At 53.3% G+C, this 13972-nt stretch carries 13 protein-coding genes; 5 read left to right on the top strand and 8 right to left on the bottom strand.

The features are described 5' to 3' along the window. The first annotated feature begins 166 nt into the window (after window positions 1–166). The 3 genes from J7I43_RS03565 to J7I43_RS03555 all read left to right on the top strand — a co-directional run bounded on the left by J7I43_RS03565 (window position 167) and on the right by J7I43_RS03555 (window position 3572). The gene (locus J7I43_RS03565) at window positions 167–1054 is read left to right on the top strand and encodes an oxidoreductase (protein ID WP_209143312.1); all 888 of its coding nucleotides are present in this window, start codon (window positions 167–169) and stop codon (window positions 1052–1054) included. Between the two features lie 72 nt (window positions 1055–1126). Then, complete coding sequence (locus J7I43_RS03560) at window positions 1127–1930, top strand: AraC family transcriptional regulator (RefSeq protein WP_209143310.1); 804 nt, start codon at window positions 1127–1129, stop codon at window positions 1928–1930. 79 nt (window positions 1931–2009) lie between these two features. Further along, window positions 2010–3572 carry a hypothetical protein gene (locus J7I43_RS03555; RefSeq protein ID WP_209143308.1) on the top strand — a complete coding sequence of 521 codons (1563 nt, stop codon included), beginning with the start codon at window positions 2010–2012 and terminating at the stop codon, window positions 3570–3572. A gap of 817 nt (window positions 3573–4389) precedes the next feature. Here the strand turns inward: J7I43_RS03555 and J7I43_RS03550 are convergent. Next, window positions 4390–4905, bottom strand: a complete 516-nt coding sequence (locus tag J7I43_RS03550; protein ID WP_209143306.1) for a DinB family protein — start codon at window positions 4903–4905, stop codon at window positions 4390–4392. A 115-nt stretch (window positions 4906–5020) separates the two neighbouring features. Here J7I43_RS03550 and J7I43_RS03545 point away from each other — a divergent pair, with 115 nt between their 5' ends. Together J7I43_RS03545 and J7I43_RS03540 are read left to right on the top strand one after the other, a co-directional pair. Next, the gene (locus J7I43_RS03545; protein WP_209143304.1) at window positions 5021–5902 is read left to right on the top strand and encodes a glutamate--tRNA ligase family protein; all 882 of its coding nucleotides are present in this window, start codon (window positions 5021–5023) and stop codon (window positions 5900–5902) included. A gap of 42 nt (window positions 5903–5944) precedes the next feature. Beyond that, window positions 5945–8386, top strand: coding sequence for an ABC transporter permease (locus tag J7I43_RS03540; RefSeq protein ID WP_209143302.1), 2442 nt, complete (start codon window positions 5945–5947; stop codon window positions 8384–8386). A gap of 55 nt (window positions 8387–8441) precedes the next feature. Here J7I43_RS03540 and J7I43_RS03535 read toward each other — a convergent pair whose 3' ends face one another. The 7 genes from J7I43_RS03535 to J7I43_RS03505 all read right to left on the bottom strand — a co-directional run bounded on the left by J7I43_RS03535 (window position 8442) and on the right by J7I43_RS03505 (window position 13961). Beyond that, a complete protein-coding gene (locus J7I43_RS03535; protein WP_209143300.1) occupies window positions 8442–8723 on the bottom strand; it encodes a BBE domain-containing protein in 282 nt (93 codons plus the stop codon). A 157-nt stretch (window positions 8724–8880) separates the two neighbouring features. Continuing rightward, window positions 8881–9114: an FAD-binding oxidoreductase gene (locus J7I43_RS03530; RefSeq protein WP_209143298.1), complete on the bottom strand. Its 234-nt coding sequence runs from the start codon at window positions 9112–9114 to the stop codon at window positions 8881–8883. Window positions 9115–9247: 133 nt separating this feature from the next. After that, the gene (locus tag J7I43_RS03525; protein WP_209143296.1) at window positions 9248–10606 is read right to left on the bottom strand and encodes an acyl-CoA dehydrogenase family protein; all 1359 of its coding nucleotides are present in this window, start codon (window positions 10604–10606) and stop codon (window positions 9248–9250) included. 23 nt (window positions 10607–10629) lie between these two features. Next, window positions 10630–11085 carry an OsmC family protein gene (locus tag J7I43_RS03520; RefSeq protein ID WP_209143294.1) on the bottom strand — a complete coding sequence of 152 codons (456 nt, stop codon included), beginning with the start codon at window positions 11083–11085 and terminating at the stop codon, window positions 10630–10632. Window positions 11086–11121: 36 nt separating this feature from the next. Beyond that, window positions 11122–12207 carry an amidohydrolase family protein gene (locus tag J7I43_RS03515; RefSeq protein ID WP_209143292.1) on the bottom strand — a complete coding sequence of 362 codons (1086 nt, stop codon included), beginning with the start codon at window positions 12205–12207 and terminating at the stop codon, window positions 11122–11124. 83 nt (window positions 12208–12290) lie between these two features. After that, window positions 12291–13436: a glycoside hydrolase family 130 protein gene (locus tag J7I43_RS03510; RefSeq protein ID WP_209143290.1), complete on the bottom strand. Its 1146-nt coding sequence runs from the start codon at window positions 13434–13436 to the stop codon at window positions 12291–12293. An 18-nt stretch (window positions 13437–13454) separates the two neighbouring features. Continuing rightward, window positions 13455–13961: a hypothetical protein gene (locus J7I43_RS03505; RefSeq protein ID WP_209143288.1), complete on the bottom strand. Its 507-nt coding sequence runs from the start codon at window positions 13959–13961 to the stop codon at window positions 13455–13457. Between the last annotated feature and the right edge of the window lie 11 nt (window positions 13962–13972).

Below are 13972 nucleotides of genomic sequence, written 5' to 3'. Positions count from 1 at the left end.
GGTTTACATTGTAACGAAGGATGAATTTAATTCAAAACGGGTGGATCTCATAGACCCCAATGTTATTTGTTCCCCCAAACATGAGCTTTTTAACAAAATAAATTGAGCTTTCTAACAAAATGGCGGCTTGAAATACGGCCTTACTTTGCAGTAAATACTTATCACAATGACACAAGTTTGGTTTATCACAGGAAGTTCCCGCGGGTTGGGCCGCAGCATCACCGCCGCCGCGCTGGAAGCCGGCCATAAGGTAGCCGCCACCGCCAGGAACACCGCTCAGTTACAAGACCTCGAAGAAAAGTATCCCGGTCAAATACTCCCCCTCCGCCTGGACGTTTCAGACGCCGGGCAGGTGCGCCGGGCCGTGGCAGACGCCGTGGCGCATTTCGGCCGCCTCGACGTGGTGGTGAACAATGCCGGCTTCGGCATTACCGGCGCCACGGAAGGGTATACAGACGAGCAGGTGCGCAGCCAGATCGAAACGAACCTTTACGGCCCCATTGAAGTATCGCGCGCTGTATTGCCTTACCTGCGCAAACAGCGTTCGGGCCGCATTTTACAGGTAAGCTCCATTGGCGGCCGTTTCGGCAATGCAGGGCTGAGCATTTACCATGCCACCAAATTCGCCGTGGCCGGCTTCTCCGAAGCGCTCGCCAAAGAAGTGGCGCACCTGGGCATTCATGTTACCAGCGTAGAACCGGGCGGTTTCCGTACCGATTGGGCGGGCAGCTCCATGACCTTCGCGCCGGGCGTGGAAGGGTATGAAACGAATATCGGCGTGATCGAAGAGATCTTGTCCAGCGGGAAGTTCAAGCCCATGGGCGATCCGGACAAGGCCGCCAAAGCCATTGTGGACCTGGCCTCCCACCCCAGCCCGCCGGTACACCTGGTATTCGGCAGCGAGGCGGTAGCATTGCTGGAACAGGCCAACGCCGCCCGCGACGCGGAAGCCGCCGCCTGGAAACATGTGAGCGTTTCCACGGATGCGGACGATGCGGAGAATTTTTTCGAATCCGAAGCCAATGCTCTTGTTTCGAGAGCCAAAGGAATGTAAACCTCTTTTTCAGCGGAACGGTATTGTTGCATAGATTTGTGCAATAATGCCGTTCCGAATTAACATGAACATATGGAAGATCTGGAGAAGCCGCATATTTTGTATGCCTGTTATTCGCACCTGAGCCGCGAAGGGGAAAACTTTGTGCCGGAACATGTTTTCAGCTATGTAATGTCCGGCAGCATGGAGATGTTCGCCGGCGGAAAAAAATATCTTTTCGGTGAAGGCGATTACCGTTTTTTCCGGAAAAACCAGCTTGCCCGGTTCGTAAAACATCCGCCCGCGGGCGGCGAATACCGTGCCATCAGCGTGCTGATGGACAAAAACACGCTGCAAACGCTGAGTAACGAATTACATCTTCCCGTCCGCAAACCCTACACCGGCGACGGCATTATCACCCTCCGGCCGCATAATCTTTTCAGCAGTTTTATCAGTTCCCTCAAACCTTACATGGATAGCGGGCAGGTCATCAATCCCGCGCTTACCAACATCAAAGTGCGCGAAGCCGCGATGATCCTGCTCGAAACCAATCCCGAACTGCAGAACGTGCTGTTCGACTTCAGCGAGCCGGGCAAGATCGACCTGGAAGCGTACATGAACGAACATTACCGTTTTAATGTGGACATTGCGCGGTTCGCTTATCTCACCGGCAGAAGCCTCGCCACTTTCAAACGCGATTTCGAAAAGATCTATCACACTTCGCCTAACCGCTGGCTGCAGCAAAAACGCCTGGAAGACGCTTACGTGCTGCTGAAAGAAAAAGGCTGGAAAACCTCGGATGTGTACATGGAAGTCGGTTTCAAAGACTTTTCGCATTTTTCCTACGCCTTTAAAAAGGCCTTTGGCATGGCGCCTTCCATGGTGGCGGCGCAATAGGAAGATTTTATCCGCGCGGTTTGGGTATTTTTTCGGAAATTCAGGGTGTATTTAACCCCGAAAATTTCAATCCAACCCCATGGGCAAACCCGTTCATACACCTGATACGGCAGGCAGCGCCCCACAAACAAAGCCGTTTTTCGGCCCCGGCGGCGTGCCCGACCCGTTTTTCCAACCCGGCAAAGCCGCACCGGATACCGTACAGAAACAGGACGAAGATAAAGGGGCGGAATCTCCCAAACAGGAACCGAAGAAAGAACCGGCGCCTGAAAAGCCACACGTCTTCTACAGCATCTTCGACGATCTCGTGCTGCAATTCCCGAAACGCTGGCAGGATTCCTATTACCGTTCCAAACAATTCGGCACCAGTATCGTGTTCGATCCCGCGTTCGGGCAGGAACTGCTGTCTAACGAGATCATGGCTTTGTGGAACGTGTTTTACGCGTTGCAATTAAAAGCCACGTCGCCGTACGGCAGCAAAGTCGATTTTTCGAAGGGGCTCGAAATGGCGGAACAATTGTCCGGCACTTCCGGCACGTATATCAGTCTTGCTTCCATCGTGCTGCATAAAGACATGAAAAAATACCTGTCAGTCGACCTGCCCGCTTACGCGAAAGACAATCTTCCAACTTTCCTGATCACCGGCGCGCTGCTGCAGGGCGGCATGGTGGGCCTTAACGCGCTGATGGGCAGCGAGCTGGATTTCAGTTCGCTGATCGGACCTGCCACCGGCAAATACACCGAGCCGCCGGCAGGTTTCAAGCGGCCTTTCCTGCTCAACAATATCCCGGACAAACGTTGGAAATCGCCCTTCCTGGATGCGCCGGAGAAATTCGAATTAAAATATTCCGGCACCGACAAAGAAGCCGAAGAAAAAAAATGGAGCCTGGGGTTGGGATTCAACCTGGCTTCGGCTTTGGGTAAATACCCGGAGAATGAAAAAGACAAACCCAAATACAAAGGCTTCGAGTTTTTCCCATATTTCTCGTATTCACATAAAGAGCAGGCGGAAGGCAAACCCGCACCGGACGAAAAACACAAGTTCATGGGCGGCCTTTACACCGGCGCCGCCGGTTATTACGGCCTGCTGGAAGGCGGTGCGCGGTTCAGCGATTCGTCTGCTTTGGAAACCTATGCCCGCGCGGGTTTCATGATGAAAAACATCGGCCCGCTCAGCTTAATGCAGCTCACCGGCGAGCTGGATTACCGGCCGGACGTTCCTTCGCCTTACCGCGGCCGCCTCAACGCAGCGGCGGGGTTCGACATACTCGACAACGACAAATGGAAATTCCAGCTGGGCGCCGCAGCCGGCGGACTGTTGCCTTCCGGCGAAGAGCCCGGCGCGTTCGATTTCAGAACGAACCTTGCCTTGTCGCGCAGGTTTAACGCTCCCAACTTCCCGCTGCCGCTCAGCACCGGGATAGACGCAACTTTCAATTACGGCAAACAAGACCCCTTCAATGCACAATCGCCGGACATGTACGGCGTACTTACGCGCCTTACATTTTTCGACATGGTGAAGTTCGGGCTTGAATATTACAAGATAGACCAGCATGTAGAAGGCCTCCCCGACCGGGATCTTCGCGGCATGCTTACTTTTGATTTTGCGCCGGTGTTTATGAGGAAGAAGAATGATAAATAATTTCGTTAAACTACCCGGTATGCATACGCCGGTGTGGGCGATGCTGATATTTTGTTGTCAGAGAGACTCACTTTAAGAATCGCGCAGTCAAATATCACTCATTAACAGATGATTAACAAGCAGAAGTTTTATTTTTTGATAAAATAGGGTGCACAAATCCCTTTCAAATGTTTAAGTCGCCTTTACTTATGAGACATCCCTAAAAACAACAATCCCGCTGTTCGCGGGACTCTTGTAATAGTTTTCACTACGGAATAATCCTTATTGTGATTTGCTTCGAATTGAAGATAGGAATTTTTTATAAAATACAAAAGGTCAATATTCTCTTTTAAAAATGAAAGCAAATCACAGACCAATTGGTTTATTCGCGTGCTTAGGCATCATTGCGAATTAATCATGTCAACGTATATTGAATGCAATTCCAACTGATCAGACTTACAAAAATGTATTTGATAAAAATCAATATAATGCCTATTACAAGGCTCCTGAGACAAGAGGCTAATAGACTATCGGCAACAAAATATATTGTACAATAATACATTCAACTTCCCCTCCCAAAATTTCCCTCAATTACCAACTATGCTTTCGCGTATGATACACCAAAAAACCACCAGCTCGGCCACGTCGGCTCCGCGGAGAAATAAAAGTCAAAATCCGTTAAGGTTTCAGTGAAGCATTTGCCTTTCAGTCCTGCATTTATGGAGGAGAAAATAAAGCTGCGACTTTTGAGAGCACTTATCTCCACCCCTCAAGGCGAACATATGGCCGATCAAGGCCGGTGCAGGCCGATACAAGGTGGACTAGAGGCCATGAACAACTACGCCTCCCCTCCCTTCAACACCCCCACAATCTTCCTCAACTGCCTGTTATGCCGCGTTGTATGCCATGCCACAAAATGCACCAACTCCGTTCGCGTCAATTCGCCGAGGAAAGGGAAATCGAAACCGGTTAATGTTTCGTTGAGGTCTTTGCCGCCCAGCGTGCCGTTGAGCTCGCGGCGAAGCTTTTCCATCTCTTTGCTCAATGCTTCTTTGTCGTATATTTTGTCTTCGGGCTGTACAAAATCCGGCGATTCCATTTTGATGTTGTAATCGAGAAATACCTGGAGGTCCGGTACCTTGGCGTCGGGCGAGCGATGTGTGGTGGGTTTGGCGCCGCCCTGCAGCAGCTCGATGCACCCGCTGATCGATATGCGCATATGTTCTACTACCTGTGCTGCCGTCCAGCTGCCGGAGAAAGGTACCCGGTTGGCCTGTTCCTGGCTGCATGAGGCCAGAAGTCCCGCCATTTCAGTGATGGCGTCGTCTGCTGCGATCCTGATATCCGCTTCCATATGATTTCTTTTTTTACAAATATCCGTTCATCCGTTCGATTAAGAGGTGGGCGGTAATGACAAGTTAGGTGGCAATTCGGGACAAACTGTTATTTTGCAGCATCAACAACATTTGATGAATCTTTCCAGAACAAGAATTGCGCCTACGCCCAGCGGGTTTCTGCACCTGGGGAACTTTTTTTCTTTCGCCGTTACCGCAGCGCTGGCAGAGCGTACCGGTGCGAAAACGCTGCTGCGGATAGACGATATGGACCGCGACCGCGTAAGGCCGCCGTACGTGCAGGATATTTTCGACACGCTGCGTTTTATGGGCATTCCCTGGCAGGAAGGGCCAATGGATGCGGAGGATTTTAACGCGAATTTCTCCCAGCTCCACCGCATGCCGTTATACGAAAAAGCGTTGGATCAACTGGCCGGCAGCGGACGGGTTTTCGCCTGCGCCTGTTCGCGCTCACAACTGGCGGCCGCCAAACCCTGCGCCTGCAAAGACATTCCGTTGCAGCAGCCCGGCGTCAGCTGGCGGCTCCGCACCGATCATGAAACGGTGCTGAACGTTCAAACCCTGTCCGGGAAATCCATTCAGGCTACATTGCCGCTTTCGGTGAAAGATTTCGTCGTGAAGAAAAAAGACGGATTCCCGGCGTACCAGCTCAGCTCCGTGGCAGACGACGACCATTACAACGTAGACCTCGTCGTACGGGGACAGGACCTCTGGGATTCAACGCTGGCACAGCTTTACCTGTCGCGTTTTATTCCCGGCTCATCTTTTTCACAAAACACATTTTACCATCACCCGCTGCTGACGGAAAGCCCCGGCCGCAAACTCTCCAAATCCGCCGGCGACACTTCCATCCATTTCCTGCGCAATGAAGGAAAACACGCGGAAGACATCTGCGCCCTGATCGCCGGGAAAATGAACCTGCCCGCCGCACACGATTATCGCGGGCTCGCCGCGCATGTTATTGAACACGCGCTGTCCGGAAATGAACGGGACTGAATCAGATTAGAACTATCAAAATATATAAAATTTTAATCCCCGGTGACATACACCAGCCCTGTAAAATGGCAGTTTTCTTGCTGCGCCTGTTTTATGCTGATGAACTACTTCAAGACCGCCCTGAGAACGCTGCAACGCAATAAAGCCTATACGCTCGTCAATATACTCGGCCTTACGCTGGGCCTGGCCTGCGCCATTCTTATCTTCAGCCTCGTAAAATTCCACCTGAGCTTCGATAATTTCCATGAAGGGAAAGAACGCATCTACCGCGTGCTTACAGCTGTGCAGGGCGGGCAGATGACCTGGCAGCCAGGCGTTCCGCCGCCGCTTGCGGAAGCCATGCGCAACGATTATGCATTTATCGAAGAAGCAGGCAGGGTAGCGACTTTCAAAGATCAGCTCGTGAGCGTGCCGCAGGAAGTTTCCGTTAAAAAATTCCAGGAAGAAGCGGGATTTTCATTCGCTGACCCCTCCTTTTTCCGCATCATGCATTACCCGCTCGCCAAAGGCAGCCTGATGGCCAAGCCCAATACCGCCGTGATCACGGAGCGGATCGCGGAAAAATATTTCGGCAATACAAATGCCATCGGCCGCAGCATCCGCGTGATCAACCGGTTCAACAACAACAAGCTGGAATTCAGGGTCACCGGCATCCTGCAAAACCTGCCCGCCAATACAGACCGCCGGCAGGAAGTCTATCTCTCCTATCAAAACCTTCACGATTTCCACCGTGGTTTCGCGGAAGACAACTGGTACCAGACATCCGCCATCCACCAGTCGTACTTTCGCCTGAAACCCGGCGCCACGGCGGCGGAAGCGGCAAACGTATTACCGGCTTTCAGCGATAAACATTACAACCCGCAGCAGGAAAATCGTTTCCGGTTCAGCCTGCAGCCTTTATCTGACATACATTTCAACACGGGCATCGACGGAAAGGTGGACAGGCAGCATCTCTGGGCATTGTCACTCACGGGGTTGTTCCTCGTTATCACGGCCTGCGTGAATTTCATCAACCTTGCCACGGCGCAGGCTTTGAGCCGCTCCAAAGAGATCGGCATACGAAAAGTGCTCGGCAGCCTGCGCCTGCAACTGTTCCGGCAGTTCATCACCGAAACGGCCATTATCGCCACAACGGCCATGGTATTGGCTTTTGTGTTATCTATTTCGATATTGCCATACGTCAATCAATTGTTCGGCACGCAACTCAGCATTCATCTTTTCAGCGACGTGCAGCTGATGCTCTTTTTGCCGGTGCTGTTGCTGGCCGTGATATTTTTCGCTGGTTCCTACCCGGGGCTTATCCTTGCCGGCTTTCAGCCGGTGGCAGCGTTAAAGGGAAAACTTTCGCACCGCCACGCCGGCGGGCTGAATGTGCGGAAAGGCCTGGTGGTAACCCAGTTCGCCATTTCGCAGCTGCTGATCATCGGCACGCTGGTGATCGCCAACCAGATGCGCTACGCCAAACAGGCCGATCTCGGTTTCAGGAAAGACGCGATGGTGATGCTGCCCGTCCCGGTGCGGGACCAGGCTTCCACCGGCACGCTCAACGCCCTGTTGGCGGCGGCTCCCGGCGTGGAAGGCCTAACTTTTTGCGGGGAAGAGCCCGCCGGGCACGAAACCTACATCACCAATATCCGTTACGCGGGCAGGGAAAAATCCGAAGACTTCTCCATCTATCTCAAAGGCGCTGACGCGCGCTACGTGCCCGTATTCGGCCTGCAGCTGGCTGCGGGGCGCAATCTCTCCCCGATCGACACGAGCAAAGAGTATCTCGTCAACGAAACCACGGTAAAAAAACTCGGTCTTTCTTCTCCCGAACAAGCCATCAACCAGCCGGTAAGAATAGATGGCAGCCAGGGGCTGATCGTGGGCGTGGTAAAGGATTTCCATAACCGATCCTTTCATGAGCCGATCATTCCCATTTGTCTTACCAGCGGCACCGGCTGGTACGGCCGCTGCGCCGTAAAAGTGGACGCATCCCGCCTCAGCGCCGCTATGCCGGCCATCGAAGCCGCCTGGAACAAAACGTTTCCCGATCACCTTTACAAATATGATTTCCTCGACGAAAAGATCGCGCGGTTTTACCAGCTGGACGATATGCTGCTGCGGCTCATACAATTTTTCGCGGCCGTTGCGATCCTGATAGGCTGCATGGGGCTCTACGGCCTCATGTCTTTCATGGCCGCGCAAAAAACAAAAGAAGTGGGCGTGCGGAAAGTGCTGGGCGCCAGCGTGCAAAATATCCTCTGGCTGTTCGGCAAAGAATTTGGCAAACTGCTGCTGATCGCGTTCGTGATCGCCGCGCCGGTGGCCTGGTATGTAATGACCGACTGGCTGCAGAATTTTGCTTACCGCATCAGGATCGGCGTGGGTATCTTTGCCCTGGCGATCCTTGTAACGGTAGTGGTGGCGGTGGTTTCAATCGGCTATCGCTCGGTGCAGGCCGCGTTGATGAACCCGATGCGCTCGTTGCGTTCCGAATGATCTTTCTTAGCGTTTAACCATAAAAAAGGCTGCGATTTCCGCAGCCTTTTTCGTTTTATTGTAGCGGTTGAATGGAAAGCGCATGTTTGAAGATGTTCAAAGGATCATACCGCATCTTTACCTGTTGCAGCCGCGGATAATTTTCTTTCCAGTAAAAGGCGCTGTAGTGAAGGCCCGAAGTATTGAACGCAGGATCGGCGCCTTCATTCACCGCATCCACATGTTTCCTGCAAAGCGCCGCTACATCCGTTTCCGCAGTGCTGAGGCCAAACATTGCGAACGAGCCGATCTGCAAACGGCGTAACATCAGCAGGTTGTATAAAGTCGCCTCGGGCATTCCCGACCGGCTGTTTTGCTCGCATCCGCTACAATAATTTTTCACCAGCCGCACGAAGTTTCTTCACTCACGCCTTCCCACGGATTGCCGCTGCTCACGCAATGTTTCCTGAACCAGAATTTCGTTACGATGCCGTAATACCCGCCACCGGCGCCCGTCAATGCCCAAAATAGCTCATGATACGGATCGATCCTTCCAGGCAATGCCCGCCGCTACGCACGGAAAGGCGTTTGCCGTCGTTTAACGCTTCCTGCACGGCCGCCACTACGTCTTCAGGTTTCTCCGCCAGCCTGATGTATTCCGGCCTGCCGGTAAAACGTTTGTTGAAATTCCTGCGCAGCAGCACGTCAAACCTGGGGTCTTTCTCTCCTATTTTGGGTAATAAAGCCATACGTTCCGTTTTTGGACTATAAAACTAAGACCTCTCACCGTCTCTTCACGGAGCCTGTCGCGACAAATACCGGGGGACTTCGGGACAAAAAAAAAGCGCCTTCCAGGGGCGCTCTTTCTAAAAAGAATATCGTTTATACGAATGCACTGAAACCGGTGATCGCCCTGCCTACGATCAGCGAATTGATCTCTTTGGTGCCTTCGTAAGAATAGATCGCTTCGGCGTCGGCTACAAACCGCGCCACGTCGTACTCCAGCAGGATGCCGTTGCCTCCCATCACTTCACGCGCCTTGCTCACGATGTCTCTCGTGCGCAGGGAACAAAATACCTTGGCGAGGGAAGCATGTTCATCACGGAGCAGGCCCTGGTCCTGCAGTTCAGACAGGCGAAACACCAGCGACTGCATAGCCGTGAGATTGGAGAGCATTTCCACGAGATGGTTCTGGATCAGCTGGAACGATGCGATGGGTTTGCCGAACTGCTTGCGTTTGCGGGTGTAATCCAGCGCGTTCTCATATGCGCCGCGCGCACAGCCCACCGCCATCCAGGCTACGCCTGCGCGCGTCATTTGCAGCACGCGGGCCGTGTCTTTAAAGGAATTGGCGTTTTGCAGCCGGTCTTTTTTCTCCACCACGCAATCCGTCAGCGTGATGAGCCCGTTCTGCACGATGCGCAGCGCCATTTTCCCTTTGATCTTCTCCACGTTAAAGCCGGGCGTGCCTTTCCGAACCAGGAAACCTTTTACCTGGCCGTCGTCTGTATCCCGCGCCCAGATAATGGTCACATCGGCGAACGGCGCGTTGCCGATCCATTTTTTCTGTCCGTTCAGCACCCATCCGCCTGCAGTGCGTTTAGCCGTTACCGTTAAGCCGCCTGCCGCGCCGGAACCAACTTCGGGCTCAGTAAGCCCGAACGCGCCGATCACCTGCATCTGCTGCATTTTTGGCAACCATTCCTGTTTCTGTTCTTCGGAGCCGCACATATAAATGGAGCCCATCGCCAGGCCGCTCTGCACGCCGAAAAAAGTGGCGATGGACGAATCGATCCGCGCCATTTCCATGGCGATGATGCCTTCCATGAGGAACGATTTTCCGGGGCAGCCGTACCCTTTATAGGTTACGCCGCAAAGGTTCAGCTCCGCGAATTTTGGAATGATCTCGTGGGGAAAGTCGTCGTGCAGCCAGTAATTGTTCACCAGCGGCTTGATCTCTTTTTCCATGAACTCGCGCACCTTCAGCTGCACGGCCCTGTCTTCTTCACTCAACCGCAAATGCAGCTCGTAAAAGTCGCCATTGATCTCCGGCAGTTCTTTTTTCTTCTGCCCGCCATCCATCATTTTCATCAGGCCTTTCAGCTGACTGTCGTCCAGCTTCGAAAAACCATCCATGACCTTTTGCAGGTCCACTTTCCGGCTCAGCTTGTCCAGTTTTTCAAAATCGATGGATTTGAACAGCTTGTAAGCCTGTTTGATCTTCTCAAAAGTTCCGGCCATATCGTTTCATTTTTAATCAGGAATCATACGGATACGCGGGGCAGCATGCCTGCTTCGGGCTGCGCGTCGCGCACTTCGGTGGTGAGCACGATGGCGCCTTCCAGCAGCCTGGATACGGGGCAGGCTTTCGCGATGCCGATCAGGCGTTCCCGCTGCTCGTCGCTTACGGGGCTGAGGAAATACAGGTCTTTGTCCACCTGCGTCACCAGCTTCCCGTCGCGCGTGGCCTGGCTGAGATTGGCGTTCATGGCCAAATCAGGAATGTTCCAGCCTTTGCGGTCGATATACATGCGCAGCGTTGCCAGCGTACACGACACGATAGAGGAAAGGAAGAGGGTGAACGGGTCCGGCCCTGCGTCCTGCCCGCCGAGGGAGACGGGCTCGTCGGCAATGATCGTTCCGTTCCGCCATTCGATCCGGCAGCGGTAATTTATTTCACCGGTCGTTCCCCTGACGGGATTTTCCATTTTATACTGCATACTGCAATTTACGTTTATTGCAGTTTTGAACCTTCATCAGGGAAAAAGTGATTTGTCGATGCGGGGAATGATGCGTAATGCGTTTTTGTAGTAGACCTTGCGCAAGATGTCGTCCGGCAGGTTCATGCCGTACATGCGCCAGAAGGCGTGGTATTTTTTGTGATAGGGGAAATATTCGTCCGCCGTTTCGAGTACACGGAAATAGGTGGCGTATTCGTCGGGCTGCCAGGAATCTTTGCCGAAAAGTATCCTGTCCTGATATTTTTCAAAAAATTGCCGCGCCATTTTGGGCTGGCGGCCCAGTTCGGCGATCACGGCGCCGAATTCCACCACGATATTGGGCATTTCGTCCATCAGTTTGGAAAGATGGCCGAGATCGTTGGCGTACCATCCGAAATGCGCGTCGATGAACGTGGTGCGCGGGTGTTTTTTGAACATGCGGTGTTGCTCGGCGATGAGCGTTTCCCATGGCGCCGGGTTGTCCGGCCCTCTCCTGCGCCCCGGATGGGTCTGCAATTCCAGCCAGCGTTCGTTGTGATCGTCCATCGGGTCCCAGAAAGGTTTGGGGTCTGCGGTATGGATCAGCACGGGCATTTTCAGTTCGCCGCATTTGTCCCAAATTGCGTCCAGCCGCGGGTCATCGACCGTTACGCGTTTGCCGCTGTTGTCCCTTACGCTGAGACCGAGATTCTTGAACACTTTCAATCCTCCCGCGCCCGCGTCGTAATCGGCCTGCAGCTGTTTCACGGCTTTTTCCGTCCAGCCCTGCTCACCGATGCCGCTGAAATCGATATTGGCGAATATGATAAAACGTTTGGGCGCATTGGCTTTCACGTTATCGGTCATTGCTTTGAGACCGGAGCCGTTACCGCCGCTGAGGTTCACCATCACTTTCATGTTCAGCGCGTCCATGTCGCGGGTCAGGTTCTCCAGGTTCCCGGAGCCCAGCCCCCGCTGGTGGTTATGCACGTCGATAAAAGGGAATTTGGCTTTTTTCAGGGGATGTTCCGGCACCACGAGGGTCGAAACAGGGTCGTACTTTTCGAAGTCCATTTTCTGCTGGGCATGCAGCAAACCTGCGGCCAGCACTAAAGGGCAAAGGAGGGCGTTAAATTTTGACATACGATCGGTTATAAGATAGTATGCTAAAACTAGGCAATTCTCCGGCTTATGCAAGCGGCAATTGATAAACGGCTGTTCCGCAGCTACTTCGCGGGCACCGGGTCGCCCGGGATGGGATGTTTGGGGTCGAATACGGCCACCGCTACCCGCGAATCGGCGCATCCGTAATACAGGAACCATTTTTTGCGGTGATAGACCAGCCCTTCGATGAACACGGTGCCGTCTTTATACTGACCGCTTTTTTCAAAGGCTTCCATGGGCCGGAGGAAAGGCACGTCCAGCCGGGCGATGGGTTGGGTAGGATCGTTTTTGTCGAACAATACCTGGCCGGCGCAGTAGGCGTTGGCGTTGAAACGTTTGTCCCTGCCTTCGCCCCCGCTGTTCTTACCATTATACAGCAACAAAATCCCTTTATCGGTGATCACCGCGGGCGGGCCGCATTCGGTAAGGTCGCTGTCGAAATAACCTTTGCGCGGCCGGATGAACGGCTTGATGCCGCCGGTATCGTCGAGCACAGGCTGCCAGTCCAGCAGGTTCTCGGACGTTGCGCCGTACACGGCATGTTCGCCCCAGTACATAAAATATTTCCCGTTCACTTTGGTGATCACCTGTTTGCCTTGCCGCACCTGCGTAACGATGGAGGCGGATTTGCTCCAATGTTCGAGGAATTTCCCGTCATACGCATTTTCAAAAGCCGGCCCGTGTTTCTCCCAATGCACGAGGTCGCGCGAAGTGGCCACGCCCAGGCGCGCCACGCTGCGGTTCCATTGCGTGTAGAGCATCACGTACAAACCGTCTGCGGTAACGGCCACCCGCGGATCTTCGCAGCCGCCGGGAAATTCGAACTTTTGCTGATCGTCGTTATTGGGATACAGCACCGGAACCGGTTTTCTCGTAAAATCAGTACCGTTGCGGCTTGCGGCATACCCGATGCGGGAAGTGCGCCTGCCGATGCCCTGCCCGCTTTTGTCTTCCGCGCGGTACAGCACCACGATGTCTTTTTTCAGCACGGCCGCGGCGGGATTAAACGTGTCGTTGGATTCCCAGGCGATGGAATCTTTTTGCATGGGGCACCAGAAATACGTGTTGCCATTGGGTGAAATGACGGGATTTTTCCCGCGTACGCGTATAAAGCCGCCCAGCGCCCAATCGGGCAGGGTATTTTGGGCGACGCTGCCTGTTGCCAGCAGCACCAGCAGCGTCACAAAAAGGAGGCGTGGAATTTTCATATCGATAAAATACAAAAATTACCTTTTCAGCGCGATCATTTTATATTGACCCTGTACTTTTCCAAAGAAAAGCGTCGTGTCTTCCACTTTCACGCTGTAAATGGCGGTGCCGCTGTCTGAGATCTGGCGCAGGCGCTGATGGTATTCCCCGGGCAGATTATCCTCAATCCTGGTAATATTTTCATCATTAACAAGGTGGAGTTTCTGCTGCATCTTTTCACTGAAAAGCCTGCGGTAATCTTTCCGGGTATATTTTTTCGTCATGGTATCCACCGGCAGCGGGAAATTGACCATTCCGCGCAAGGTAGTGTCGTGCACGCCATCGGAGAGCTCGCGTAATGAAGTAAAATAAGTGCGGAACTCCTGTTCTTCCGTACTAACGGCCGGCGGATTGGCGCCGGTGGTCTGCAGTGCGGAATCTTCCGTGGGCGCTACGGCCACGGTGTCTGTATGATCTTGCTGCTGGCGGCTGGCGCAGGCGGTTAACAGGGCTGCGCAGGCGATGTAAAAAATGGGTTGTTTCATAAACCGGAGAA

It is taken from the genome of Chitinophaga chungangae (assembly GCF_017742215.1).
GTDB lineage: Bacteria > Bacteroidota > Bacteroidia > Chitinophagales > Chitinophagaceae > Chitinophaga > Chitinophaga chungangae.
This window is presented reverse-complemented; position numbering and strand designations above follow the sequence as displayed.